We start from the raw sequence: 20,863 nt of genomic DNA, 5'->3' as shown, positions 1-20,863 counted from the left end.
CGCCCGCCGCGTTCGGGTCACGGCAGGCGGGCGAGGATCCCTCGCTTTATGCGCCCCCACGAAAGGAGACCAAGTTCGGCCAGGCACGTTAGGCGGATGTTTCGGCTTTCACCCGCCCTTTCACCCGCTCGCGTTCTCGGCGGGCCGTAAGATATCGGTTCGCCCTCCGGAGGCGCGCGGAGACCGGCCCTCAGCGCAGCGAGGGCGATCGGCGCAGACCATGGTGGCCGGCCCGCGCGAGGTCTAGCGTGTGGACATGGGCCGGCTCTTCTACGACGGGCACCCGGTCCCCGTCATGGTGGATGACGAGGAGCTGGCGCACGTGCGGGCCGCCGTGCTGGCGAAGCTGCGGCACGGCGAGGGCTTCACCCTGTCGTGGGCGGAGCCGCACCGACGCGTCACGATCTGGGTCTCCCCCGCCATCGAGATCCGCTTCGATTTCGACACCGTGACCGCGCCCCGTCTCGATTCCGCGAGGCTCGCGCGGATGACCGACGCCGGCGCGTCCGGCGCCATCACCTTCGTCGCGCGCTGAGCCGCGCGACGCGCGTAGCAGCACGCTGCGGGGTCGTCAAGCCTTCACCCTCGATTCTGAGGAAGCGCGTCTCGTCCCGATAGTGGTGAGTACAACGATGTGATTGCGACGTCGAGATCGGAGAGACCATGACACTGATGACCGACCCGACCGCCCCTGCCCGCCCGGTGCGCACCTCGGCACCGATGAGCTCGGGACACCCCGCGCTCGGCCGCGCCCCGGAAGCCACGATCGTCCCGGTCGGCCTGGACTGCTACCAGATCCTGCTCGACGACGCCGTGCAGGGCTACGTGTGCGCGACGGAGGACGGCTGGGAATGCCTCGCCGGCTCGCACCTCGGCGAGACCCGCCCGCTGGGCGCCCGCAGCAGCATCACCGCGGCGATCCGCGACCTCTGCCGTGAGGGAGCCGCCGCACCCGTGGCGTGACGCCCCCGACGGAGGCGCGATGTCGGGCACCGAGTGAGGTGCGGACATCGCGCCTCTTTCGTGCCCGAAACGAAGATAGCCTCCACGAGACCCGATCACGGGTCTCCTGGAGGCGGATTGGTAGCGGAGGCGGGACTCGAACCCGCGACCTCACGATTATGAGTCGTGCGCTCTCACCAACTGAGCTACTCCGCCGCGACTGCATCCGTAGATGCTGCGAGCCCCGAGTCAGGATTGAACTGACGACCCCTTCCTTACCATGGAAGTGCTCTGCCACTGAGCTATCGGGGCGTGCCGCCCGCTTGCGGGCAACCAGAAGAGAATACCATCTCGCCACGGTCCTTCACGAACCGGGCCTCATCCCTCCGACGTGTCGGACTCGGCCGCCGGCTCGGCGACGGCCTCGTCCGGGAAGTGCGTGCCGGCCCACTTCTGCAGCCACGGCATCGGGTCGATGCGCGAGCCGCCGACGATGATCTCGAAGTGCAGGTGCGCACCGAAGGAGCGACCGGTGTTGCCCGTGAGACCGACGATGTCACCGACCTCGACGCGCTGCCCCGGCACGACACGCAGCGAGCCGTACTGCATGTGCGCGTAGTGGCTCGTGACGAGCTCGCCGTCGATGATGTGGTCGATGTAGACGTTCACGCCGTATGCGCCGCCGGCCTCGGTGGCGATGCGGACGGTTCCGTCGGCGACCGCCTGCACAGGCGCGCCCTCGCCCGGGACGAAATCGAGCCCCTCGTGCAGGCGCCCCCAACGCTGCCCGTAGGGCGAGCTGATGCCGACGCCGACGAGGAACGGCCACTGGATGTCGGCGGTCGGGTCATTCGTGAACGCCGCATCGGAGACATTGATGCCCTCCGCGGCGGCCAGCTCGCGGTAGCTCGTCGAGGCATACGAGCTGGAGGCCTCGAGCGCCTCGGCCGTCACGTCGGCGGGCGCGACGAAGGCCTGGATGTCGTCCCCTGCGCTCTTCGACGACTCGGCGGGCTCCGTCGTCGCCGCCAGCGCGGCGGGGTTCTCACCCTCGGCGGGCGCGGCGAGAGCGCCGATGGGCGTGGTGAGCCCGACCGCGAGCGTGCCGACGATGCCCATGACGCCGAGCGAGGCGGTCGTCGTGGTCAGCACACGGCGCAGCCGACGCGGGCGACGGGGAGCGACGTGCGTCGCCTCCTGGTCGGCCTCCGGCGCGGCGGCCTCACGGATGATCGGCGTCTCGCCCGTCGCCTCGAACGCCCGGACGGCCTCGAGGAACGGGTCCTGCCCGGGTGCGGACTCATCCTCGTGCGCGTCCTCCGCGGCGGGGGCCGGCTGCTCGGCCGGCTCGGTGGGGCTGATGACCTCGGGGGCCGGCGCCTCGTCGAGCACCGTCGTCTCGCTGGCCGTCGCGTCCGAGATGCGCACGTCGTCCGCAGGCATCGCTGCGGTCTCGCCCATCTCGACCGAGACCAGCTCGACGGGCTTCTTCGCCGGCGACTGCGCGAGAGCACGGCGCTGGCGGCGCGTCAACGGCGCGGTGGCGGCGTCCGGCTGGGTCCGCTCGCGCGGGGCGGGAGGAGCCTGCCGGCTCGGCACCACAGGCGCGGCGGCCGCGGGAACGGCCAGCTCTGTCGGCGTCTCCGCCTTCGCCACGACGTCGGTCGAGCGCCGCTCGGGAACCGCCACGGCGCGTTCCGACGATTCCGCAAGCTCCGCCTGGGCAAGGGCGGCGGCAAGGCCGGCGGCCTGAGCGCGAAGCGCGCGCCGCGACAGGGGCGTCTGCTGCTCGGCCGAGGAGAGATCGTGAAGCACGGGGGTACGAAAACCTTCAGGTCGGATGCCGCGGGGGAACGGCACTCGTGTGTCGGGGACCGACCGCGCTAGCCCTTCGGGTACGGACTATAACGATCGGGTAACCCCACCCTACCCGGACGAACCTGGACATCGCCAGTCCACGCCGCGTCCTTCGGAAACGAACGTGTTAATTCTCGCGTGAGCCGCTCAGGCGGAGGGGGCGACAGCGGCATAGAGCTCGTCGAAGATCGCCGGCCCGCCGGTCACCACCATCGCGCGCCCGCGCTCGTCGGCCGGGTGCCAGCCGACACGGCCGCCGGCCTCCTGCACCAGCAGCGTCCCCGCCGCCAGGTCCCACGGACGCAGCCCGCGCTCGTAATAGGCATCGAGGCGACCCGCCGCCACGTACGCGAGGTCGAGCGACGCCGCACCGATGCGGCGCAGGTCGCGCGCGAGCGGCATGACCCGCTGCACGAGGGCGAGCTGCTCCTGCCGCGACGCCGCGTCGTAGCTGAAGCCCGTGGCGATGAGCGCCCCCGCGGGGGCTTCGCGCGTGACCGCGAGGCGCCGACCGCCGAGCCAGGCGCCGTCGCCCGCGGCCGCCTCGAACACCTCCCCCAGCACCGGGGCGTGCACGACCCCTGCGAGGGCGTGCCAGGTCATCGGATCGGCGCCCCCCTCGACCACGCCGATGCTCACTGCCCAGGCCGGCATGCCGAACGCGTAGTTCACCGTGCCGTCGATCGGATCCACCACCCAGGTGATCCCGGAGGTCCCGGTGTCCGTTCCCGATTCCTCGCCGAAGAAGGCGTCGTCCGGTCGGTGCGCGGCGAGGCGAGCGCGGATGAGTGCCTCGACCTCGCGGTCGGCCTCGGTCACGATGTCGGCGAGGGTCGACTTGCTCGCGGCGATCGCCACGCCCTCCGCACGCCGCCGCGCGGCCAGCTCCGCGGCCTCCGCCGCGATCTCGCGCGCGAGAGCCCGCAATTCCCCAGGAGCCGTCATGCCCCCACGCTATCCGCGCCGGGTGAACACTCGGTGCGGAGGGGGTCGTCGCCCCGACCGTTACGGAGACCGCTCTTCCCTTCGCCGCGTTCGGCGCGTAATGTCTGGCGGTGCCCGCGTTTCCTGACTAGGCCGTCCCTTCCGAGTTCGAGCGAGCTCCTCGGGAGGGGCGGCCTCTGTCGAGGCACGAATGCGCTAACCCGAACAAGCGCCGGTGTCAAGCCTCGGCATCGCGACGCCAGTCCTGGCATCCTATTTACACGCCTGACAGATCCTTCGGGGGAAGGAAGATCAGCGCGGTGGCGCGGGTTCGGGTCCCGCTTCCACCATCACCACCATCGCCCCGCCCGGGTTGAGCGTCGCTCCCTGGGCGGGGCGGTTCGGTGTTCGCATCGACCGGGCCGCCGACGTGGCGCCGCAACGGCAAGAGGCCCGATCCGGAGCGCGTGCTCCCGATCGGGCCTCTTGTGGTCCGTGGTAGGTGAGGGATTCGAACCCCCGAAGGCAGTGCCGTCTGATTTACAGTCAGATCCCTTTGGCCGCTCGGGCAACCTACCAGGATGCGCACCCGGCTGACTTATGCAGCCAACCGGAGGCGCGAACATCCATAGTAGCCGGTGCCGGCGCCGCGCCGAAATCGTCTCGTCAGGCCGCGTCGGCGACGCGCGCGACGAACTCCCGCGAACGACGCGCGGTGCCGTCGATCTTCATGTCCACGCTGGTGCGGTATTCGTTCGGCGCGAGCGGCAGCGCCAGCCGCACGTTCTCGTGGCACGACAGGTCCGCGCAGATGTAGGTGCCCACACTGTTACCGAGCTCGCCCTCCTCCCCCGCCTTGCGGGCGGTGAACAGCGCCACCTGGTTGCCCGGCTGCATCGTGCGGCAGATGTTGCAGAAGGCGGAGTGGGCGCGCGACGATCCGTTCGCCCGACGCAGGACCACGCCCGTCGGCTCGCCGTCGATCTCGGCCACGATGTATCCGCGCCCCCGCGAGTGCGGATCGGCCCACGCCAGGAAGTCGAGGTGATCCCACTCCATCAACGGGAAGTCGTGCGGCAGCGCCGCCACCCTCCGCTCGTCGGGCGTGGCGTTCACGAGCGAATCGAGCACCTCCTGCTCGGTCATCGGTCGCATCTGCGTCCTCCCTCCGGTCGCCCGCCAGTCTACGAATCGCTCGCGACGGCGGGGCCGTGGTCGCTAGATTCGGGCCATGACGCCTCACGTCGATGACTCGCAGCGGCTCGCACGCCTCGCATCCCGCGCGGAGGACGCGACCCCACACGGTGCCCGGCGCGCCCTCTTCGGCATCCTCGCGACGTGTTCAGCGCTCGCCCTGGCCGGCTGCGCAAGCTCCTCGTCGTACGCCGTGCTCGAGCGCGAGGCACAGGCGGCGGACGCCGTTCCCGCGGACCTTCCGGCCCGCGCGGCCGGCGGGGCCGACTTCGACTCCGCGCGCGCCGTCGGCGAGCACGAGGGCGCGTCCCTTTGGATCATGAGAGGTGAGGACCCGGGATCCGTCTGCCTGCTCTCCTACCGGGACGACGAGGCCTGGGTCGTCGGATGCGGCGGGGAGAGCGGACTGGTGACATCCGGAGAGGCCGGTCACTTCGTGGTCGTCGCGGACGGCATGCCCGCGCCCGACGGCGCGGTCCAGATCTCCGAGAACGTCTACGGGTACTGAACCGCGCACCGTCGGCGCCGTGTGCCGAGAGCGAGTGCGCGAGGCGAGATTCCGAGTGGCTCGGCTGATCGGGTCTCACCCCCGATCGGCGAACCGGTCCACGAGGCGCACGAGGGTCGGCAGGCCGCGAGAGGAGGCGGGTCCGCCCGTGAGACGCTCGATCACGGGGGTGGCGTTGCCGTCGCCGTCGCGCTCGTTTCGCAGCAGCGCCCAATCGTCGCCCGCGTCGACGATCGCGCAGCGTCGCGCGGCGGCCTCTCGGATCGCCTGCGGGTTCTCGGGATCGATCCTCCCGCCTCCGTGCAGTGTGAACTCGAAGCGGCGCGGCGTCATGACGCCGGCGTGCGCGTCGACGGCTTCGGCGAGGTCGTCGAACGGGATCGCGAAGACATCGCGCTCCCGGCCCGATCGCGCGGCGATCGACGCGGTGACGGTCTCGAGCACGCGGGGCAGGTCGTCGGCAGCGAAGACCACGGTGCCGTTGCTCTGGAAGAGCATGGCGTCGGGGCACCCGGCATCCGCGAAGGCGCCCCGGATGTCGTCCGTCGAGGGATGACCCGACTGACCCTGGTTGACGTTCCGGAGGAACGCGACGTACCGCATGGCCCGACGCTAGCGGGCCGACGCGCCGATCGGGGACCGCGATCGCGCCGGGAAGACGGCGGGCCCGGCCCCTCCGCCTGATGCGCAGGATCGGCGCGACGGGTTAGGTTGGCCGTATGGCAGACAGCTCCTTCGACATCGTCTCCAAGGTCGACCGCCAGGAGGCCGACAACGCCCTCAATCAGGCGCGCAAGGAGATCGAGCAGCGTTACGACTTCCGCGGCACCGACGCCTCCATCGAGTGGATCGGCGAGCAGATCCTCATCAAGGCGAACAGCGACGACCGCGCGCTCGCGGCGCTCGACGTCTTCCAGTCCAAGCTCATCAAGCGCGGCATCTCGCTGAAGAGCCTCGACTCCGGCGAGCCGCAGGCCAGCGGCAAGGAGTACCGGATCGTCTCGAGCCTGAAGAACGGGATCGATCAGGACAACGCGAAGAAGATCGGCAAGATCATCCGCGACGAGGGCCCCAAGGGCGTCAAGAGCCAGATCCAGGGCGACGAGCTGCGCGTCTCGAGCAAGAGCCGCGACGACCTGCAGGAGGTCATCCGCCTGCTGAAGTCGAAGGACCTCGACATCGACCTCCAGTTCGTCAACTACCGGTGAGCTGAGCTCCTGACCTGGGCTTTTGTACCCTCAGTCCGCGCAGGGTCCGCTGAATCGAGCACAGTCCGGGCGAACTCGGCCGCCGCAGCCCGCGTCTTGTCCTCAGCGGACGGCCACAGGTGTGCGTACGTGTTGAGCGTGATCGACGGCTGCGCATGCCCGAGCGCATGCTGAACCGTCACCACATCGCACCCGGAAGCGATCAGGCTCGAGGCGTACGAGTGGCGGCAATCGTGCAGCGTGACGTCACCGAGCCCCGCGGCCTCGCGGATCCGGCGCCACTCCTCGCCTGCGCTGTTCCGGTTCCACATGCGGCCCAGCTGGTTGCGGAACAAGAGGTCATCACCCGATCCACCATGCTCCGCGAGATGAGCCGCGAGAATCGTGATCAACTCGTCGGGGACGGGGATGGTGCGCTCCTGCCCGTACTTGGGTGGAACGATTTTCGCCTCCTTGATCGTCGACCCCTGCACCTGCTGCTCGACACGGATCGTGCGGCGAAGGAAGTCCACGTCGCGCACCCGCAAGCCGGCGGCCTCTCCGAGCCGTAGGCCGGCGAACGCGCACACGGCGACGAAGGGCCTGAAGATGCCTGCAACGTCGAGGGCCGCACGAACCTGCTCGGGCGTGAGCAACTGCATCGCTGCGGCCGCACGGCGCTGTCGGGGGGCGCTGACGCCCTCCGCGGGGTTCGTCGCGATCCGCTTGTCCGCCGCCGCGGCGCGGAACGCCATGCTGACGTAGTTCAGGCGGGTCTTGATCGTCGAGGGCTTCAACCCGCGCCTCTGCTCGGCCCTGACCCAGGACTGCACGTCGCTCGGCCGGATGGACTTGAGCGCGCGATCCCCCCACGGAACGGACTTGCACGCCGTCGTCGCGGCGTCTCGCGTTCCATCGGCCCACGTCTGCCTGTCACGCCACAGCTCGACCCAGCGCGTCCAGGTGATCTTCCCTGCCACGGGATCCGCGTACTGTCCCGTGACGATCGCGGCTGTCTGCTCGTCGAGCCAGCGCTGCGCGTCTCGCTTCAGCTTGAAGTGCCGGGCATGCTCCTTGCCGTTCTCGTCGCGGTAGCGCGCCCGCCACACCCCTTCTGGCCGCTGCTTGATGCTAGCCACGGTCCCCTCGATACCCGCTTGTGGAGAAGAAGAGGGACATGAACGAGTCATCCTCCTCGCCGTCCCATACCGCCTTCGCCGTCTCTCGAGTCTTGGGCACATCTCCTTCGCTCGGGTTGGTGGCCCATCGCTCGTAGTACTCGGCCAGCTCGATCGGCCCAATGCCGACTACATCGGCGAGATTCCGCAAGTGCGCGGACGGCTCGTCCTGGATGCGCTCCTCGTCCGCCGCGATTGCGAGATCGAGCCGGGCATGGTTATACGCGTGGATGGCTCGAAGCGCCGACTCCCTTGTGTTGACCACACGCTGGATCAGCTCAGCAAGGTTCCGGTCCCACGAAGGTCCGATGAGTTCGTGGATTGAGACGAGATCAAATATCGGCAACAGATCCTGCGCCTCTGCGAGGCGGAGCGGGCGCTCACCCTTCTCAATACTCCACACGGTCGACTGAGACCACTTCCAGCCGAGGTCACGCATACGCTCGGCGAGCTCCTTCTGCGACATCGTTCCGCGGAGTCGCGCGAGCTGTCGACCAATCAGTTCGTCTCTCGTCATATCAACACCGTACCGCGTTTCCCAGTTGCGTACGACTAATTCTCATGGTTAACTCGGAACGCCAGTCATCCATCACTAGAAAGGAGAGTGACCATGAGCCACGCCCGACAGCGCTTCTATTTCGTCCCGGAGGTGGCAACGGAGCTGCGACGCTCCGAGGCTTCCGTCCGTTGGCTCCTACACACCGGTCAGCTCGAGTCGACCAAGCTCGCCGGTCGGCGTGTAGTCACGCAGGCGCAGCTCGATCGCTTCTTCGAGAACGCGTTCGCGGAGGCCGGATGACGAGCACATCGCCTCGGTCGGATGCTGCTGGCCCGACCCACCCCGAGCGAGACGGACCCCTCTGGTATCGCGACCCCACTGGAGAGACAGCCGTCAGGAACCTGTTGCACGCCGCCCCTGATGACGACTTCCAGGTCATCGACGCCCGAGGCGTCACGGTGTTCAGGATCAAGCGGAACGCGTTGGTAGAGGCCGTCATGCCTCACTTGACGTTCACGCTCACACGTCGCGGACGAAACACGATCCGTGCACACAAGAAAAATGCCCCCGCGGCTGTTGCAGCAGCTCGCGAGGGCGATGAATCCCCCAGGTGAAGGAAGGAAGTCACTAGACATGCTATCGCAAGAAGCGATCACTATCGAGGTCTGCCCGCAAGACCAGAGCAATGCCCACCTAATCGCGAGGGGGGTCGCGCTGTGACTAATCTCTACCAGTCCGTCGTGAATGGCTGGACCATTCGGGTTACCGCCGGCGTCGCAGCCCACGCAAGCCATCTGGATCTCAGCGTCGACGACGCCTTGTGCCGGTTTGACGCGAGTCTCGTCAAGATTCCCTCGCAACGGCGAATGGCAGTTCACATGTTCCCCGACGCGTCGATCGCGAGAGTCCCCGCGCTCATCCGCCTCCTCCGGTCGCTGGCGGTGAGGAACGGGAACTGGCCGGGCACACCGTGGGCACGCCGCCAGCGCCCGGATGGTACGTACGCGCTGAAGACGACAATTGGGACCCCGGTGAACGTGGCCGAGGAGTTCGCGCAGATCGTCGAGCACGTCGACCTGGCGACGACTCGGGAGCGCGCTCTCGTCGTCACCGCTGAGACGGAGGTGTACTCGTGAACGGTCCCTCCGAAGCCTTCAACCACTACGTGTCAAAGCGAGCCATCACGCGGTCGATTGTGCTCGGGGTTCCCGCTAGAGCTCTGTGCGGCGACGTGTGGGTCGTCGAGTCCCAGGGCGAGCGGGCGATTCCGGGCAGCGAGACCGCTTCGCGCGACCTCCTGACCTGTCCGGCGTGCGAACTCTTCTACAGCGCGCTCACTGATGACGCTGAGGCGAACGTCCCCCAGGAGGTGCACGCATGAACTGGCTCAACATCACGCTGGCCGCGGACCAGAGCGCCCTCGGCTACAACCCCGACACCGGGCTACCGGACGCAGTAATCGTCCTTGCCGAGGACGGTGATCCGGCCCTCGCCCTCGAACCCGGGCGCGCCCTGGCACTCGCCGCGAGGCTGCGTGTTCTCGCACAAGAGGTCATCGATGCGCGAGGCCCTCTCAGGCGTTCTGCCGATGTCGATGAGCGGCTTCGGGAGCTCGATGACTAACAGTCAGGGCCGGTCCTACGGGGCCGGCCCTTCCCCTTTGAGAGGCGGTGCGGATGGCTAAGCGGTCGAACTTCACAATGCTTCCTCACTGGCTCCTCGACGACAGCGACCTGAGCTTGCACGAGCTGGTCGTGTACATGGCCCTTCTGCGGTTCCGCGACCCGGAGACGGGTAAGTGCTGGCCGGGGTTCACGACGATCGCTGATCGGGCGCGGGTGTCACGGAAGACCGTGCAGCGGGTGATTCCGAAGCTCGAGGCCCGGGGCATGATCCGCGTGCGTCGTCGGAAGGACCTCACGGTGAACGTCTCGAATGAGTACGAGGTCGCCCTGCCGACCGATGTCGCCGGGTTCGACTGGTCGGTCAGCGCACGAGGTCGTCGTATACCGAAGCGCCGCAAACCCACGGACTCGGAGTCTTTGGGCTCGGCGGAGCACTCCAAGCCCAGGGCCCCTGAGTCGCCACCCGAGGACTCCCAGTCCGCATCCCCACGGACTCCGAGTCCCTCTAAGAAGACCCATGAGAAGAACACCCATGAAGAAGACCTGACACGCACTTTCGGGGAAAGTGCGTGCGACCTCTTCTCCTTCGACGAGACCCCCACAGCAACAGAAGCCCAGATCGCGTACCTGCGGGATCTCGTACTGCAGCTTCACCACGAGCAGGCGAACGATCTACAGATCGCGCGGTGGCGGAAGTTCACCCGCCCCGAAGCAACCCACCAGATCCGCAGCTACCTCCGCGCTCTCGGCCGCCCAGACGAACACGAGTATCCCGAGTACGGATCACCCGAGTACGAAGCGCTAAGCCCCGCGGGGAAGGAGTTCGCGGACACGGCAGGACGACCAGACAGCGTCTGGGACTACGGATTCCGCCTCGCGGAGAACAGGAGCGCATGACATGAAGAACGGCGGAAGCGAGTATGAAGCGCTCAGCACGGCCATGCTCTCCCACTCCCCCGCATGTCAGAACGACGACCGATTCACCGCAGACGCTCTCAGACCACAAGAGGTCCGAGAGATGCGGGACACATGCAGGGCCTGTCCACTAATAGTCCACTGCCGCTCCTACGCGAACGCCATCCCACGAGGGGTGGCGTTCGCTGGTTTCTGGGGTGGCCAGTTCTACGGGAAGGAACTTCCATGACTCGCCGCTCACCAAAGCCACACAACTTCGACGCCATGACCAGCGCATGGGACAACCCCGCCGAGTTCGCCCGGGAACTCAACGCGCACTACGCACAGCTACGCGAGTCCGGCGATCTCCCCCGGGAATCGCTGTTCGAGGTGAGCGGATGACCCAACGCATTGAGCCGGGATCGCTCGTCCTCACCCCACAAGATGCGCGGATGCTCTACCAGGCCGCGCGTCTCGGAGAACTGCGCACACGAAACCGCGTCGGGAACACAGCGCTATACGCACTCCTCACCGAACTCACGATCTGCGCCTTCACTGCCGAGCCCGGCATCGAACCGCGGCATCACGCGGAATCGGAGGAGCGTGAGTGGTGGAGCGTCAAACAACTCGCACGAGCGACAGGACAGTCCGAACGGACCATCCGACTGCACATCGAGAAGGGCGACCTTCCCGCAACAAAAACCGGCAGTACCTGGGCGGTCACATCCTCCACTGCTCGGACATACATCCAAGGAAAGAGGAAGACATGAGGGTGAACCTGCCCCACAACACGAGCGCGCGAGAGGGAGTTGACCATGGCGTTGAACAGCCGTAAGCACACAATTCCGTCCGGGGCGGACCAGTCGGTCTCGCGGGCGACGATCTTTGAGTCGTTCGGCAATTCGATCCACGACGTGATCCCGGTGGCAAACGCGACTGAGCGTGCTCAGGTGGTCGCGAACCTGACCGCGGAGGGGGCCGGGCCTTCGGCCGCAAACCCCATCGTTGTCGTGCGCGCGGACGCCCCCGGCCTGCACCGGGTCGAGTACAGCTACGACGGGTCGTTGTGGATCCCCGGGTCGGGCACACTCAACTTCCCCGACAAGGACACAGCGACCGCCTGGGCTGCGGCGAACGGGTCGCTGCTGATCCCCGGCGACGAGGCGATCATCGGTGGTGTTCGAGCCCCGTGGACCGGAACTGAGTGGGCGTACTGGCCGTGGACCAACCTCACTCCCGCGTCCGGGTGGTCCGGGAACTCTGGAAACCTCAGTCCCCAGCTCACACGCATCGGGTTCCAGACGATGTACCGCGGCGGCGTGTTTGGCGGCACCGCAGGGTCGACGGCTTTCAACCTCCCATTGTGGGGGCGTCCGTCGCGCACGGTGAACGTCGAGGCACGATCGTCGGACACCTCGCTGTCCTTCATCCGTGTCCGCGTCAACGCCAACGGCGCCTTTGCGCCCTACGGACCGCTCGACGGCGAGTCCTATGCCGAGTGGACAGTCCTCTGATGCGAGAGAGGCGGCTCTTCACCAGCGGAACAGGAACACGTGCGTGATCGCGATGAACGCAGCCCGCACATACATCGACGGAAGGACAACAACCCTATGAGCCTCGAACACATCAGCGCGAAGATCGACCAGCTGCGCGAACAGGCCAACACCGAGCACCGCCAGTTCCTCGACTTCAAGGCAGGAGTCGAATCCGACACCCGCTACACGAGCACCGCCAAGTCAGAGCTCATCGACGAGGAACGGACTCGACTCCGCACGCGTATGGCTGATCTGCAGGAACAAGAGCTCAACGTGGTGCGCGAGAGGATCGACGCGCTCAACAAGTCGCTACACCGAGCAGACGGATCCTCGGGCGCCGACATCATCGCGTTGCGCGACGCCGAGGAACGAGCCGACCGGGTCGAGAACGACAACGAGGCATACCGGCTCCTCGAACGCGCCATCCACGCCGGCGACCGTTCCCTCGCATACGCCGTACTCCGCCGGGCAGTCGGCACCGGATGGACCCGCGTCGTCGACCGAGCAGCCGAAAGCTACCCCCGCGCAGTCGAGTACATCAACGAGCTCAACGAGCTGCACGGATTCCTCGACGGCTTCAATGCCCAGTTCGTGCGCTCGATGACCTACACGGTGAGCTGATGGGACGCGTCACCATCGGGACGCACACGTTTGACCTGCCGGACGATGACGCACGAACGCTGGGACAAGCAGCCATCGCAGTCGGGAAACGGGGCGGATTCATCTGCCCAGCACCGAACCTGATGCTCCGAATCGGCACCGCAACCGAGGTCTCCGTGGAGATCGAAGGCGACTTCAAAGACATGCCGACTCCAGCCGAAACGCTCAAGCAGCTCAGCGCAAAACGAGGCCTGACGATCCTGTAGCCCCGCCCCTATCCCCCTCCCTCCCCTCTACGGCCTTCCCCTCGGCACAAGGCCGATATCCCCCGGGCTTTTTCACGCGTTGCTCCCGGAGGCTGCGGCGATGTCCCCGGCCCTGGTGGGGGCGGGACCGGAAACAGCAGAGAGGAAAGGGCCCTACAAGCGGCCCCGGCCAAAAACCCTCCGTGTGTGAAAAGGCTCTACGCCGGGGGAGGCCGTCCGGGGGCGGGGAGGAGGTGGTGGGGGGTGGCTAGTTCGACTAGTGAAAGGAACTTCTGATGGGGAGTGAGCGTGAAGATCGCGCAACGCGGTCCTTGATTACTGCCTTCCTGCATGCGCCGACGATTCCGCGTGCGATGGAGGCTGCGGGGCTGCACCTGAATGGGTTGTCGGCTGAGGAGCAGGTGCGGGTGTTGTCGGGCGTGCTGGGTTTCTACGTCCGGTTGGTGAATGTGTTGTCTCTGGTTCGTGGCGCTGGGGCTGTGGTTGCTCGGGTGAAGCAGGGCCTGTGGGTGCTGGGTGATGGCGTTCTGGGTGAGCACGGGCGGCGAGGGTCTGGGGTTTCCACGGAGGGGCCGGTGACGGACGCGGAGAAGGGAGGTGATGGTCGTGCCTGAGATCGGTTCGACATGGGTGACTGTGGCGCCCTCCGCGAAGGGCTTTGGTAAGGAGCTCGACCGCCAGGTCTCCGGGGAGGCTGAGAGGTCTGGGTCCAACGCGGGGAGTCTCTTTGGCGCTGCGTTTGCTGCGTCTGCGGTGGTCGGTACGGCGGTGGTTGCCGGCGTGGGGATGCTTGGCAAGGCCGGTGTCGCGTTCAACGCGGAGATGCAGAACTTCGAGGCGGGTTTCACGTCGCTTCTGGGTTCCGGCGAGGCTGCGCAGGACATGCTCGAGGAGTTGACGTCTTTTGCGGCGGCGACCCCGTTCGAGATGCCCACGCTGGCGAACTCGGCGACCATGCTGTCGCAGTTCGGCATCGCCGCTGAGGAGATCCTGCCTTCGCTGCAGATGCTCGGTGATATCTCGATGGGCGACAGCGACAAGCTCGAGCGTTTGTCGCGGGTGTTCGGGCAGGTGTCCTCCGCGGGCCGGTTGACGCTTGAGGACGTCAACCAGATGATCGACGCGGGCTTCAATCCGCTCGGTCAGATCGCGGCTACGACCGGTGAGTCGATGCAGGAGCTGCGGGACCGTGTTTCCGCGGGCGAGGTGTCTTTCGGCGAGTTGTCGGCGGCTATGCAGACCGCTACGGCGGAGGGCGGCCAGTTCTATGATGCGATGCAGAACGCGTCGCGGACGCTTTCGGGGCAGTGGTCCACGCTCCAGGACAGCGGAAACATCCTGGCCGGAACGATCTCCGGCGGGCTGACCGATTCCCTGACTAACGACTTCCTGCCGGGCCTGAACACGTTCACGAATGCCCTCGACGGGCTGTTGAACAACGTGGCTGGTGTGGAGTCGTCGTTCGATTCCGCCGACGCCGCGCTTCTGGACGGTATCGCTGGTCTGGGTGCCGGGTTGCAGGACTTCCTCGGCAACGTCTCGACCCTCTTCCACGCCCTCGCGCCGGTGGCTTCGGATGCGAACCAGGCGCTGATCGAGGGGTTCGTGGCGGGGCTCCCGGAGCTGGCCGCATCGGCAACCCCGCTGATCATGGAGCTCGTCAACGGGATCCTGGCGTCCTTCCCAGCGCTCGTCACGTCCGGCATGGGCATTCTGACAGCGATCCTGCAGGGCCTCGCCGCGGCCGCGCCACAGATCATCACGACCGTCGCGACGATCATTCCGCAGATGATCACAGCGTTCCTCGCCTCGCTCCCGATGGTGTTGCAGGCCGGTATCTCCCTGCTTGACGGGATCCTCCAGGGACTGCTCGTCGCACTCCCCATCCTGATCGCGGCGCTGCCCCAGATCATCACGGCCATCACCACGTACCTCATGACGGCGCTGCCGATGTTGATGGACGCGGGACTTCAGCTCCTCTCGGCTCTTGTGACCGCGATGCCGCAGATCATCGGCACGATCGTGGCGGTTCTGCCGCAGATCATCGCCGCCCTGACGACGTTCTTCGTGCAGAGCCTCCCCATGATCGTTGACGCGGGAATCACACTGCTGGTCGCCCTCGTAAACGCGATGCCTCAGATCATCTCGGGTATCGCCGCGGCGCTTCCGCAGATCATCTCGGCCCTTGTCCGGTTCTTCACGGGGCCTGCGTTGCCGTCGATCATCGACGCGGGTGTGAAGTTGTTGATCGCGTTGATCGACAACCTGCCGAGGATCATCTCCACCATCGTGGGGGCTCTGCCGCAGATCATCAGCGGCATTGTCGGGGCGTTCGCGAACGCGGGCCCGCAGATGGTGCAGGCCGGTGTTGATCTGCTGATGGGTCTCGCGGTGGGTATCGGTCAGGCGGCGGGCCGTGTGATCGATCAGGCGTTGCAGGTCGCCGGGGATGTGCTCGACAACATCAAGAGCTTCTTTGGTATCCAGTCTCCTTCGCGGGAGATGCGGGAGATCGGTGAGTTCTTGGACGCGGGACTCGCGCAGGGCATTTATCGCGGGGAGCGGGGCGTTCTGGGGGCTGCTGATGCGCTGTCCGGGAAGGTGCAGGGGGCGTTCCAGGGAATGTCCGCCGGTGTCGATTTCACTGCCCGCGCTGTGGCTGCCGGGGCCGCTCTCCGCATGCCGGCTCCCGCTGTTGAGGCTGTAGGGGTGCGTGACGGGGTTGAGGCGTTCTCCGGGGAGCTTGCGTTGGTCGTCGGGGACGAGGAATTCGCAGCCTATGTCGTGCGGAAGGCGTCAGGTGTCGTGTCGACGGCGGCGACGCCGTTCAGGAGGGGGCGTCGATGAAAGCGCCCCACCTACCCGTGAACTGGCATCGAAGGGCGGGTGGGGCGCATTGGCGGGTACGCACTTCCTGGCGTCGGATCAATCCAGAGTGAAGGTCATCGATCCGATTTCGGTTTGACCGAGATCAGCTGACGCCACCAGCTCGACCGGTGTGGTGGTGTCGGTGAGCGCGTACGCAACAGCGTTCGCGACCGTGCCGCCTTGCTTGATCGTCTCCGTCTGCGAGTTGAGGAACTGGTCGTCGGGCAGCGCGGCGACATCCAGCTCGTTGACCGCGTTCGGGTCGTTGTCCTGGAACGCCGAGAAGTAGTAGATCCAGTGCATGGGGCTCACGTCCTCGGACGTGTGGTTCGTCGTGTCGTACCAGAACGCGATCACCGGAGCCTCGCCATACTCGTTGCCCGGCTCACCGACCGGGATGGTCTTTACGTCGGTGATGGTGATCGTCAGTTCCGAAGTCGTCAGCACTGAGTCGGCGAACGTCGGTTCGTTGGTTTCCTCTGCGACGGGCGAACCGCCGGCAGCTTCAGTGCTGCTCGGTGTCGGCTCTTCGTCCGCGCTGGCGCACCCGGCGAGGGCGAGAGCGGCGATCGTAAAGGACGCGAGAGAGAGGGTCGTCTTGATGTGACGCATGCGGGGGTCTCCTGGTTTCGGGTGACGGAGGATCGCCTCAGAGTAGCGGGAATGCGATACGTCGGTGTATCGGCGTAGCGTCAGCCGGGTGCGGGGCTGTTGCTGCTCGGTACAAGCATGCTCTCGGGCGTAGCGGCCTCGTCGTTTGGATTCACCCCACTTGCGTCCTGCACCCGCGTTTTTTCTGACGGGGGGATATCGGCCTTATACCGAGGGTGGCCGCCGGTGGAGGAGGGGCAGCGGGGCACGTCTATGGCGGACGGGCGAGGGCACAGGCCAAGATCGAGGCATGTCATGGCTGCAGCTCGACCTAACACACACGAAACCGCACGCCGGAATCTTCGCAAGGCGCTTCGATCCGCCACCCCTCGCGCGGTCGACGTGGCCGCGCGCGCTTGGTAGCTCCGTGCCCGCGGCGGATGTACCTCGGGGGTGGGTGGACATCAAGACTGGCAACTTGCTCCTCGTGGAGAGCTTCGGCGACGAGGACGGCTCGTTCGGCCAGGTGAGCGCGCGGCTGTGGATCGCGGCGACCGATCTCGTCGTCGAGCTTCCGCTGGGGAATCCCTTTTTCGGCTCCGACGGCTGGGGTGACTACAAGGCGAGGACGAATGCTCTGGCCGCCGCTGAGGCGGAGGTGCGGGCGATCGACGCGCTGGGGCTCGAACCCGATGACACAAACAAGGAAGGCTGACGATGGCAAGCATCTCCGTACCCGTTAGTGACGAGAAGATCCTCGAACACCTGCAACAGCAGCGGGGTCTAAACCCAGGGTCCGGAAGGGTGGAGAGCATCGAGGTGATGGCACAGCCGCCCGCTCAGAATTCTGACGTCTCCCACGTCGTCACGGTGCAGTTGCGATTCGGTCTCCGTCTCGGTGAGGTTGAGGAGCTCATCGGCTTCTAGCGCCCCTGTCGCAGGCTAGACGTACACTCCCGGCGTGGCTGACTGGCACCCTATCCAAGTGGCGGCGGAGGGGCCGCCCGCGCACTGGCGGATGATCGACCCGCTCGGGGCCGAGTACGCCCGCATCGAACTCCGACGCACAGAAGCCGGCCCGAGGTATCGGGTGGAGGTCGACGGGGAACTGTTCGGGTGGGCGACCTCGCTACGCCTCGCCTGCGAACGCGCACACCGCCGCTACCTCGACTCCCACGTACCCCACCGACGGGGGTACGCATCCTCTACGCGGTAGCCCGAACCGCGTTGATCTAGAGAACGCAGATCCCGGACTCCACGGCTTCTCTCTTCCGATTGAGCACGTCGTCGATGCGGTGCGCATCGCGTACGTATGCAGCCAGGTCTGGGTGGATGAAGCCGAGGCATTCGACGATGAGGTCGCGCATACCCGCCGGGTTCTTGTTGTGGATCGGCTCGTGGTGGGCGATCCGGTTCCTGAACACGCGAATGCGGTTCAGTCGGGAGTGGATCTGTCTGCGCCCGTGCCCGCCGCGGTGGGGGAAGGCGTTCTTCAGCCGCGGCTGCCACAACGCTGTCTCGTAGTCGAGGAACGGGTCTCGCGCTACACCGACGTCCAGCAGGCCGACCCACAATCCCATCGCCGTAGATGCGACTACGTCGTCGGCGGTTGGGTGGTAGTTGCCAGCGTCGGCCAGCTTGTCCAACGCTCGGGTGATGGCCCGTTCCTCGCGGGACGCCATTCGCACGAGACTGCTGTTGTTCCACCAGTCGTCTTGCCTGTCGGCGCGCAGAGCATCATGAATGCTGTTGCGCAGGGAGACCTCGAGAAGCGCGATCGGCCCCCAGAAGGCCGTGCTGAGCTCCATGTTCCAGGCATGAAGCCGGAGAGCGAGCTGCTCGTTCCCCCGGTATCGGCTGGCGTAAGGAGCGAGCCGCGCGGAACCGAGGAGCGCAGGAAAGCTTGCGACGGTAGCCGGGTCCACGGGTGTGTCGGTCTCCACATATGAGTGTGCCCCGGGAGTCCCAGCGATCAGATCGCCGAGCGAGTCCCGGGGCGTTACGTGACTAGCTTATCGACTCACGTATGTTGTGGGCAAATCTTGCTCATTGTTGTGCGGTCTTGTCATCGCTGTAATCGGCGCGCTTGTCAACAGCTCAAGCGTTGTGGTTCTCAGTTGCACGGCGTTGGTGGGTCGTCCCGGTACGCCTCGAGCATCCGGATCAGCTCGTCCACGGCACGGGGTTCCGTTATAGGTCGATGATGCCCGGAGGGGCGGACGGCCGAGAGGCGGGCTCCCACGGCTCCCTGTGACCACAAGACGGGCACACGTCACCGTCACGGCCGGGCCGCATGGTCACCCCACACGACGGACAGCGCTGGGTGGCGTGCTCGAGAGAGTCCATGGTGAGCGCGATCAACCGATCTGCAGTCGAGGATGAGAGTACTCGGAGGCTTTCCCCAGCGGGCTGCTCCAGTGCACGCGGAAGTGCTTGCCACGGAACGACGACGCGTAGATCACGTCGTCTGCTGTCAGGTGTGCCAGCGGCGCGCGGGCGGACGAGCTCGGGTAGATCACGTCGAATCGAAATACCTCCGCACGGAAGCCCTGCACGTCGTCGTGCACAAGCTCGTCCAGGATCAACGTGACGTTGTGCGCCGGAGTCAGCCCCGTGTTTGTGAGTTCAAACTGAAGCACCTCGTCAGCGGAAGCGGGCTCGATCCATCGGCCGCTCCATGTCACCTCGCGGAACTCCACCGCGCGTGCGTCGATTCGCGCCTGCAGGTCGAGGGCCCTCTCAGCATTCTCGTTCGCTGCTCGAGCCTCGCGGCGTGCGGCGTCTGCGATTCGATTCGAGCGCCAGGCGAAGAACGCTGACACTCCGACAGCCAGCACAGCGACTAGGACCGCCCATACGTCAGCATCCATGCGGACGAGCGTAGTGCGGTGCCAGTCGCACCATAATCTCCCTCAGGAGGACCACGGGCCTTACCAAGCCAGCAGCGACGCCCCAAGAGCGGTCATTGGCGAACCTGAACTCGGACGGCCTCGATGATGGCGTTGATCTCGTCCCGCTTGTACCGGAAGGTGCGCGTACCGGGCACCTTGCAGAAGGGGTACACCTTCCGCTCGTACCGAAGGCGTTGGAGAGTGCCAAGCTTCGCTCCCGAGTTCCGCTAGCTCATACTCCGTCATCCAGTTGTCCTCGTTCATGTGCCGTTCTCGGGTGCCTGGTCTGCGCCCAGCAAGTGCGCACTCGCCGGCAGTGGCCGCTCAACTAGAGCCTCGATCTCGGCAGCGAGATTCTCGGACACCTGAGCCCTGACCATGCGGATGCGGCTCGTGGCGGCCGGCATCAGACGCACCAGGTCCAGGTACATACGCCTCAGCGTGAGGAAATCCTCTGCGAGGTCCGGGGATCCTCCCCCAAGGAGCGTCCTCAGATATCGAATGGTCTCAGCGTTACGCTCATCCCACTGCTGGAGCCGCCTCGCGTAACGATCACCTTCGCGAGCATCGTCGAGCCACCAGGGATCGCCATCGCGCGCCCGCTTAAGCGACTTCTCCTCTTCGAGCCGGTTCCACTCCGCCAGAAGCTGGACCGCGTGGTGCGGCTCTCTGCGGCACAGCCCCGCGACGACCTTCTCTGTAAGCGGCCAAGGAACGTATATCGATCCGTCGATGAAGGTATCCGGGTGACTGATGAGTTCAGCCTCGGTCACTCCACAGGCGCGTTGGAGAGCCTCCGCGTCATGCACCTCGAGGATGCCGGTGCCACCGTTCCCCACCGGTTTGGCAACTCGCTCGTTCAGGTAGATCGAGATCAGCACTCCGGCAACGTCGCTCTGCGCGGTGGGTGGCATATGGCTCGCAAGCTTGTCCCAGCATTCCTCAGTGGCGAGATAGTCGTCGCGTAGTGCCCAGGGCACCTTCGCTCGCCCGATCGGAACCCACTCGGTCTTCCCGCCCATGTCACGATCGACATGCTGAATGCGGATCTTGTGCGCTTTGTCGGGGACCACCGAAATCTCGACGCGATGCTGCTTCCGCCCCTTACCGGGGAGGATGTACAGCCAGTCGGTACCCTCATCCTCGGGTGTTGGCTTCCGCTCGTAGGTCGGAGTGAAATCCATGACGCGACGGTACTCCGAGATGCACTGCGCGACGCAGTGAGTATGCGCGAGTCCGCAGAGAGTCCGCAGAAGTACCGACGAGCGCCAACGCGTGCCAACTGCCACCAACGAGAAAAACCC

Annotated in this window: 25 protein-coding genes and 3 tRNA genes; 15 read left to right on the top strand and 13 right to left on the bottom strand. The window is 66.3% G+C overall.

The annotated features are described in order from the left end of the window. Positions 1 to 256: 256 nt before the first annotated feature. Positions 257 to 535 carry an RNA polymerase subunit sigma gene (locus N8N77_RS06965; RefSeq protein WP_261165782.1) on the top strand — a complete coding sequence of 93 codons (279 nt, stop codon included), beginning with the start codon at positions 257 to 259 and terminating at the stop codon, positions 533 to 535. Between the two features lie 137 nt (positions 536 to 672). Next, positions 673 to 963 (top strand): hypothetical protein, encoded by a 291-nt coding sequence (locus N8N77_RS06960; RefSeq protein WP_261165780.1) that lies wholly within the window; start codon positions 673 to 675, stop codon positions 961 to 963. A 118-nt stretch (positions 964 to 1,081) separates the two neighbouring features. Here N8N77_RS06960 and N8N77_RS06955 read toward each other — a convergent pair. From N8N77_RS06955 to N8N77_RS06930, 6 genes are all read right to left on the bottom strand, one after another. Beyond that, positions 1,082 to 1,158 (bottom strand) — tRNA-Met (locus N8N77_RS06955). Between the two features lie 24 nt (positions 1,159 to 1,182). Further along, a tRNA-Thr gene (locus N8N77_RS06950) sits at positions 1,183 to 1,254 on the bottom strand. 66 nt (positions 1,255 to 1,320) lie between these two features. Then, positions 1,321 to 2,757: a M23 family metallopeptidase gene (locus N8N77_RS06945; protein ID WP_261165778.1), complete on the bottom strand. Its 1,437-nt coding sequence runs from the start codon at positions 2,755 to 2,757 to the stop codon at positions 1,321 to 1,323. A gap of 189 nt (positions 2,758 to 2,946) precedes the next feature. Beyond that, positions 2,947 to 3,744: an inositol monophosphatase family protein gene (locus N8N77_RS06940; protein WP_261165777.1), complete on the bottom strand. Its 798-nt coding sequence runs from the start codon at positions 3,742 to 3,744 to the stop codon at positions 2,947 to 2,949. A 475-nt stretch (positions 3,745 to 4,219) separates the two neighbouring features. Then, a tRNA-Tyr gene (locus N8N77_RS06935) sits at positions 4,220 to 4,301 on the bottom strand. Positions 4,302 to 4,389: 88 nt separating this feature from the next. After that, positions 4,390 to 4,878, bottom strand: coding sequence for an FBP domain-containing protein (locus tag N8N77_RS06930; RefSeq protein ID WP_261165775.1), 489 nt, complete (start codon positions 4,876 to 4,878; stop codon positions 4,390 to 4,392). Positions 4,879 to 4,954: 76 nt separating this feature from the next. Here N8N77_RS06930 and N8N77_RS06925 point away from each other — a divergent pair, with 76 nt between their 5' ends. Continuing rightward, positions 4,955 to 5,425 carry a hypothetical protein gene (locus N8N77_RS06925; protein WP_261165773.1) on the top strand — a complete coding sequence of 157 codons (471 nt, stop codon included), beginning with the start codon at positions 4,955 to 4,957 and terminating at the stop codon, positions 5,423 to 5,425. Positions 5,426 to 5,500: 75 nt separating this feature from the next. Here N8N77_RS06925 and N8N77_RS06920 read toward each other — a convergent pair whose 3' ends face one another. Next, the gene (locus N8N77_RS06920) at positions 5,501 to 6,028 is read right to left on the bottom strand and encodes a DUF1697 domain-containing protein (protein WP_261165771.1); all 528 of its coding nucleotides are present in this window, start codon (positions 6,026 to 6,028) and stop codon (positions 5,501 to 5,503) included. Positions 6,029 to 6,144: 116 nt separating this feature from the next. Here N8N77_RS06920 and N8N77_RS06915 point away from each other — a divergent pair, with 116 nt between their 5' ends. Next, on the top strand, positions 6,145 to 6,633 hold the full coding sequence (locus N8N77_RS06915) for a YajQ family cyclic di-GMP-binding protein (protein ID WP_261165770.1): 489 nt from the start codon (positions 6,145 to 6,147) through the stop codon (positions 6,631 to 6,633). On the opposite strand, the gene N8N77_RS06910 is transcribed toward N8N77_RS06915, so the two are convergent. Both N8N77_RS06910 and N8N77_RS06905 read right to left on the bottom strand, forming a co-directional pair. Next, a complete protein-coding gene (locus N8N77_RS06910) occupies positions 6,624 to 7,721 on the bottom strand; it encodes a site-specific integrase (protein WP_261165769.1) in 1,098 nt (365 codons plus the stop codon). The genes N8N77_RS06915 and N8N77_RS06910 overlap by 10 nt on opposite strands. Positions 7,722 to 7,743: 22 nt before the next feature. Then, the gene (locus N8N77_RS06905; RefSeq protein WP_261165768.1) at positions 7,744 to 8,307 is read right to left on the bottom strand and encodes a helix-turn-helix domain-containing protein; all 564 of its coding nucleotides are present in this window, start codon (positions 8,305 to 8,307) and stop codon (positions 7,744 to 7,746) included. A 93-nt stretch (positions 8,308 to 8,400) separates the two neighbouring features. On the opposite strand from N8N77_RS06905, the gene N8N77_RS06900 reads away from it, so the two are divergent. The 10 genes from N8N77_RS06900 (at position 8,401) to N8N77_RS06855 (ending at position 16,056) form a co-directional block, all read left to right on the top strand. Further along, positions 8,401 to 8,589, top strand: a complete 189-nt coding sequence (locus N8N77_RS06900; protein WP_261165767.1) for a helix-turn-helix domain-containing protein — start codon at positions 8,401 to 8,403, stop codon at positions 8,587 to 8,589. A 416-nt stretch (positions 8,590 to 9,005) separates the two neighbouring features. Then, entirely contained in the window at positions 9,006 to 9,425 is a 420-nt protein-coding gene (locus N8N77_RS06895) for a hypothetical protein (protein ID WP_261165765.1), read from the top strand. Further along, positions 9,422 to 9,670, top strand: coding sequence for a DUF3039 domain-containing protein (locus N8N77_RS06890; RefSeq protein ID WP_261165763.1), 249 nt, complete (start codon positions 9,422 to 9,424; stop codon positions 9,668 to 9,670). Before N8N77_RS06895 ends, N8N77_RS06890 begins: the two co-directional genes overlap by 4 nt. Next, entirely contained in the window at positions 9,667 to 9,912 is a 246-nt protein-coding gene (locus tag N8N77_RS06885; protein WP_261165762.1) for a hypothetical protein, read from the top strand. Before N8N77_RS06890 ends, N8N77_RS06885 begins: the two co-directional genes overlap by 4 nt. A 53-nt stretch (positions 9,913 to 9,965) precedes the next feature. After that, entirely contained in the window at positions 9,966 to 10,811 is an 846-nt protein-coding gene (locus N8N77_RS06880; protein ID WP_261165761.1) for a helix-turn-helix domain-containing protein, read from the top strand. 812 nt (positions 10,812 to 11,623) lie between these two features. After that, complete coding sequence (locus tag N8N77_RS06875) at positions 11,624 to 12,322, top strand: hypothetical protein (protein ID WP_261165760.1); 699 nt, start codon at positions 11,624 to 11,626, stop codon at positions 12,320 to 12,322. A gap of 96 nt (positions 12,323 to 12,418) precedes the next feature. After that, positions 12,419 to 12,964 (top strand): hypothetical protein, encoded by a 546-nt coding sequence (locus N8N77_RS06870; protein ID WP_261165759.1) that lies wholly within the window; start codon positions 12,419 to 12,421, stop codon positions 12,962 to 12,964. After that, complete coding sequence (locus tag N8N77_RS06865) at positions 12,964 to 13,209, top strand: hypothetical protein (protein ID WP_261165757.1); 246 nt, start codon at positions 12,964 to 12,966, stop codon at positions 13,207 to 13,209. The genes N8N77_RS06870 and N8N77_RS06865 overlap by 1 nt, the downstream gene beginning before the upstream one ends. 275 nt (positions 13,210 to 13,484) lie before the next feature. Further along, entirely contained in the window at positions 13,485 to 13,823 is a 339-nt protein-coding gene (locus tag N8N77_RS06860; RefSeq protein ID WP_261165755.1) for a hypothetical protein, read from the top strand. Further along, positions 13,810 to 16,056, top strand: a complete 2,247-nt coding sequence (locus N8N77_RS06855) for a tape measure protein (protein WP_261165754.1) — start codon at positions 13,810 to 13,812, stop codon at positions 16,054 to 16,056. Before N8N77_RS06860 ends, N8N77_RS06855 begins: the two co-directional genes overlap by 14 nt. Before the next feature lie 78 nt (positions 16,057 to 16,134). On the opposite strand, the gene N8N77_RS06850 is transcribed toward N8N77_RS06855, so the two are convergent. Next, positions 16,135 to 16,689, bottom strand: coding sequence for a DUF5067 domain-containing protein (locus tag N8N77_RS06850; RefSeq protein ID WP_261165752.1), 555 nt, complete (start codon positions 16,687 to 16,689; stop codon positions 16,135 to 16,137). Positions 16,690 to 17,146: 457 nt separating this feature from the next. On the opposite strand from N8N77_RS06850, the gene N8N77_RS06845 reads away from it, so the two are divergent. Then, complete coding sequence (locus N8N77_RS06845) at positions 17,147 to 17,383, top strand: hypothetical protein (protein ID WP_261165750.1); 237 nt, start codon at positions 17,147 to 17,149, stop codon at positions 17,381 to 17,383. A 517-nt stretch (positions 17,384 to 17,900) separates the two neighbouring features. Here the strand turns inward: N8N77_RS06845 and N8N77_RS06840 are convergent. The 3 genes from N8N77_RS06840 to N8N77_RS06830 all read right to left on the bottom strand — a co-directional run bounded on the left by N8N77_RS06840 (position 17,901) and on the right by N8N77_RS06830 (position 20,743). Further along, positions 17,901 to 18,476, bottom strand: a complete 576-nt coding sequence (locus N8N77_RS06840; protein WP_396652809.1) for a hypothetical protein — start codon at positions 18,474 to 18,476, stop codon at positions 17,901 to 17,903. Positions 18,477 to 19,025: 549 nt separating this feature from the next. Next, positions 19,026 to 19,538, bottom strand: a complete 513-nt coding sequence (locus N8N77_RS06835) for a hypothetical protein (RefSeq protein ID WP_261165748.1) — start codon at positions 19,536 to 19,538, stop codon at positions 19,026 to 19,028. Positions 19,539 to 19,819: 281 nt separating this feature from the next. Next, positions 19,820 to 20,743 carry a hypothetical protein gene (locus tag N8N77_RS06830; RefSeq protein ID WP_261165747.1) on the bottom strand — a complete coding sequence of 308 codons (924 nt, stop codon included), beginning with the start codon at positions 20,741 to 20,743 and terminating at the stop codon, positions 19,820 to 19,822. Positions 20,744 to 20,863 lie beyond the last annotated feature (120 nt).

The organism is Microbacterium sp. Marseille-Q6965 (assembly GCF_946151065.1).
GTDB lineage: Bacteria > Actinomycetota > Actinomycetes > Actinomycetales > Microbacteriaceae > Microbacterium.
The sequence above is the reverse complement of the archived record's forward strand: the minus strand, read 5'-3'. Positions and strand labels throughout refer to the sequence as shown.

Bases quoted from the DNA above. Each gene is read 5' to 3' on its own strand.
- N8N77_RS06930 (WP_261165775.1), bottom strand. From the start codon at position 4,878: ATGCGACCGATGACCGAGCAGGAGGTGCTCGATTCGCTCGTGAACGCC.
- N8N77_RS06900 (WP_261165767.1), top strand. From the start codon at position 8,401: ATGAGCCACGCCCGACAGCGCTTCTATTTCGTCCCGGAGGTGGCAACG.
- N8N77_RS06860 (WP_261165755.1), top strand. From the start codon at position 13,485: ATGGGGAGTGAGCGTGAAGATCGCGCAACGCGGTCCTTGATTACTGCC.
- N8N77_RS06960 (WP_261165780.1), top strand. From the start codon at position 673: ATGACCGACCCGACCGCCCCTGCCCGCCCGGTGCGCACCTCGGCACCG.
- N8N77_RS06880 (WP_261165761.1), top strand. From the start codon at position 9,966: ATGGCTAAGCGGTCGAACTTCACAATGCTTCCTCACTGGCTCCTCGAC.
- N8N77_RS06925 (WP_261165773.1), top strand. From the start codon at position 4,955: ATGACGCCTCACGTCGATGACTCGCAGCGGCTCGCACGCCTCGCATCC.
- N8N77_RS06830 (WP_261165747.1), bottom strand. From the start codon at position 20,743: ATGGATTTCACTCCGACCTACGAGCGGAAGCCAACACCCGAGGATGAG.
- N8N77_RS06865 (WP_261165757.1), top strand. From the start codon at position 12,964: ATGGGACGCGTCACCATCGGGACGCACACGTTTGACCTGCCGGACGAT.
- N8N77_RS06855 (WP_261165754.1), top strand. From the start codon at position 13,810: ATGGTCGTGCCTGAGATCGGTTCGACATGGGTGACTGTGGCGCCCTCC.
- N8N77_RS06940 (WP_261165777.1), bottom strand. From the start codon at position 3,744: ATGACGGCTCCTGGGGAATTGCGGGCTCTCGCGCGCGAGATCGCGGCG.
- N8N77_RS06920 (WP_261165771.1), bottom strand. From the start codon at position 6,028: ATGCGGTACGTCGCGTTCCTCCGGAACGTCAACCAGGGTCAGTCGGGT.
- N8N77_RS06915 (WP_261165770.1), top strand. From the start codon at position 6,145: ATGGCAGACAGCTCCTTCGACATCGTCTCCAAGGTCGACCGCCAGGAG.
- N8N77_RS06835 (WP_261165748.1), bottom strand. From the start codon at position 19,538: ATGGATGCTGACGTATGGGCGGTCCTAGTCGCTGTGCTGGCTGTCGGA.
- N8N77_RS06875 (WP_261165760.1), top strand. From the start codon at position 11,624: ATGGCGTTGAACAGCCGTAAGCACACAATTCCGTCCGGGGCGGACCAG.
- N8N77_RS06905 (WP_261165768.1), bottom strand. From the start codon at position 8,307: ATGACGAGAGACGAACTGATTGGTCGACAGCTCGCGCGACTCCGCGGA.
- N8N77_RS06840 (WP_396652809.1), bottom strand. From the start codon at position 18,476: ATGGAGCTCAGCACGGCCTTCTGGGGGCCGATCGCGCTTCTCGAGGTC.
- N8N77_RS06870 (WP_261165759.1), top strand. From the start codon at position 12,419: ATGAGCCTCGAACACATCAGCGCGAAGATCGACCAGCTGCGCGAACAG.
- N8N77_RS06885 (WP_261165762.1), top strand. From the start codon at position 9,667: ATGAACTGGCTCAACATCACGCTGGCCGCGGACCAGAGCGCCCTCGGC.
- N8N77_RS06965 (WP_261165782.1), top strand. From the start codon at position 257: ATGGGCCGGCTCTTCTACGACGGGCACCCGGTCCCCGTCATGGTGGAT.
- N8N77_RS06850 (WP_261165752.1), bottom strand. From the start codon at position 16,689: ATGCGTCACATCAAGACGACCCTCTCTCTCGCGTCCTTTACGATCGCC.